A 2,123-nucleotide genomic window follows, 5' to 3' on the forward strand; every position below is an offset into this window, starting at 1 on the left:
GTTTTTCCTCTGTCATCCCCATAACCCGACCGGACGCGTCTGGAGTTTTTCCTCTGTCATCCCCATAACCCGACCGGACGCGTCTGGACCGAGGATGAGCTGCGCCGCATGGCCGAGCTGTGCCTGTCCAATGGCGTCAAGATCGTGTCTGACGAGATCCACTGCGACCTGACCCRCACCGGGGTGACGCATGTGCCACTGGCCAAGCTATTCCCGAGCAGCAAGGACATCATCACCTGCATGGCGGTGAGCAAGACGTTCAACCTGGCCGGGTTGATGGTCGCCACGGTAGTCATCCCCGATCCGGAACTTCGAGCGACATGGAAGCGAAGGCACTATCCGTTCGTCAATCCGCTAAGCCTCGCTGCGGCCGTCGGTGCTTATAGAGACGGCGAAGCCTGGCTTGACGCGCTCAGGAAGTATCTTGACGACAACTTTGCGTTCATGCATCGATACCTCGCGCTTTGGCTACCCAAGGCACGGTTCCAGATTCCGCAGGCCACATATCTGGCATGGGTGGACTTGAGTGCCTATTTCGATGACTCCGTCAATCTGACCAGGTTCTTTCTCGAAAAGGCTGGCCTGATCTTGGAGGGAGGAGAAATGTTTGTGGCGAACGGGGCTCAATGCATTCGATTGAATCTTGCATGCCCACGAATACAAGCAGAAGAGGCTTTGAAAAAGCTGGTGGCTGCGATCGCGTCGCATTAGATGCACAAGTCATGAGCCTGGGGATAGCGCCCTAGGAAGCATGCTCCAACCAGTCAAAAAAAGACATTGATAACCGAATATGGTTGTCGGTAAAAAAACTACAGGAGACAAGTTCATGGATATTTTGATACAGCAGATCATCAACGGTCTGGTCCTCGGCAGCATGTATGCCTTGATAGCCTTGGGCTACACCATGGTGTACGGCATCATCAATCTGATCAATTTTGCGCACGGTGAAGTGCTGATGGTAGGGGCGCTCACGAGCTGGACCATCATCGGCCTCATGAAGGAATCAATGCCCGGTACGCCCGGCTGGTTGATCCTCATCATCGCGTTGATCATTGCCTGCGTGGTGGCTGCCACGCTCAACTTCGTGATCGAGAAGGTCGCTTACCGGCCGCTTCGCAACAGCCCCAAGCTGGCGCCCCTCATCACGGCTATCGGCATGTCGATCCTGCTGCAGACGCTGGCGATGATCATCTGGAAGCCCACCAACAAGGCTTATCCCAACCTGCTGTCGACCACGCCCATCGAAGTGGCTGGCGCAGTGATCTCGCCCACTCAGGTCATGATCCTGAGCGTCACGGCGTTCTCGCTCGTGGTGCTGATGTGGCTGGTCAACTACACCAAGCTCGGCCGCGCCATGCGCGCCACCGCCGAGAACCCGCGCGTCGCGGCGCTCATGGGCATCAGGCCCGACATGGTCATTTCGGCCACCTTCATCATCGGCGCCGTGCTTGCGGCCATCGCAGGCGTCATGTACGCCTCCAACTACGGCATCGCGCAGCACGCGATGGGCTTCCTGCCCGGCCTCAAGGCGTTCACCGCGGCGGTGTTCGGCGGCATCGGCAACCTGGCCGGCGCCGTGGTCGGCGGCATCCTGCTCGGGCTGATCGAAGCCATCGGCTCCGGCTATATCGGTTCGCTGACCGGCGGCGTGCTGGGAAGCAACTACAGCGACATCYTCGCGTTCATCGTGCTGATCGTCATGCTCACGCTGCGGCCTTCAGGCCTGCTTGGCGAGCGCGTGGCGGATCGCGCCTGAGGAGCAGCACATCATGAAGAACAGCAAGAACCTCGCTCTCTACGTTCTCGGCGTCGTCGCCGTGCTCGCCCTGCCCATCTTCCTGCAGAGCCAGGGCAACGCCTGGGTGCGCATCGCCGACATCGCATTGCTCTACGTGATGCTCTCGCTCGGCCTGAACATCGTGGTCGGCTACGCCGGCCTGCTCGACCTGGGCTATGTCGCCTTCTTTGCCGTGGGGGCCTACCTCTTCGCGCTGATGGGCTCGTCGCACCTGTCCGAAACCTTCCCGTGGTTCAAGGCCATGTTCCCGAACGGGCTGCACACCTCGCTGCTCATCGTGGTGCCGCTGGCGCTGGTGGTGGCGGGCGTGCTGGGCGTGATGCTC

At 59.7% G+C, this 2,123-nt stretch carries 3 protein-coding genes; all 3 read left to right on the forward strand.

The window, feature by feature from the left end; translation table 11 throughout:
* Positions 1-39 precede the first annotated feature (39 nt).
* Positions 40-711: a MalY/PatB family protein gene (locus AC1DOC_RS30725; RefSeq protein WP_478131232.1), complete on the forward strand. Its 672-nt coding sequence runs from the start codon at positions 40-42 to the stop codon at positions 709-711.
* A 115-nt stretch (positions 712-826) separates the two neighbouring features.
* Positions 827-1,756, forward strand: a complete 930-nt coding sequence (locus AC1DOC_RS30730) for a branched-chain amino acid ABC transporter permease (RefSeq protein ID WP_478131230.1) — start codon at positions 827-829, stop codon at positions 1,754-1,756.
* Between the two features lie 13 nt (positions 1,757-1,769).
* On the forward strand, positions 1,770-2,123 hold a 354-nt coding region (locus tag AC1DOC_RS30735; protein ID WP_478131231.1), incomplete at its 3' end, for an ABC transporter permease subunit.

This window comes from Variovorax sp. 01T439_2, assembly GCF_056398445.1.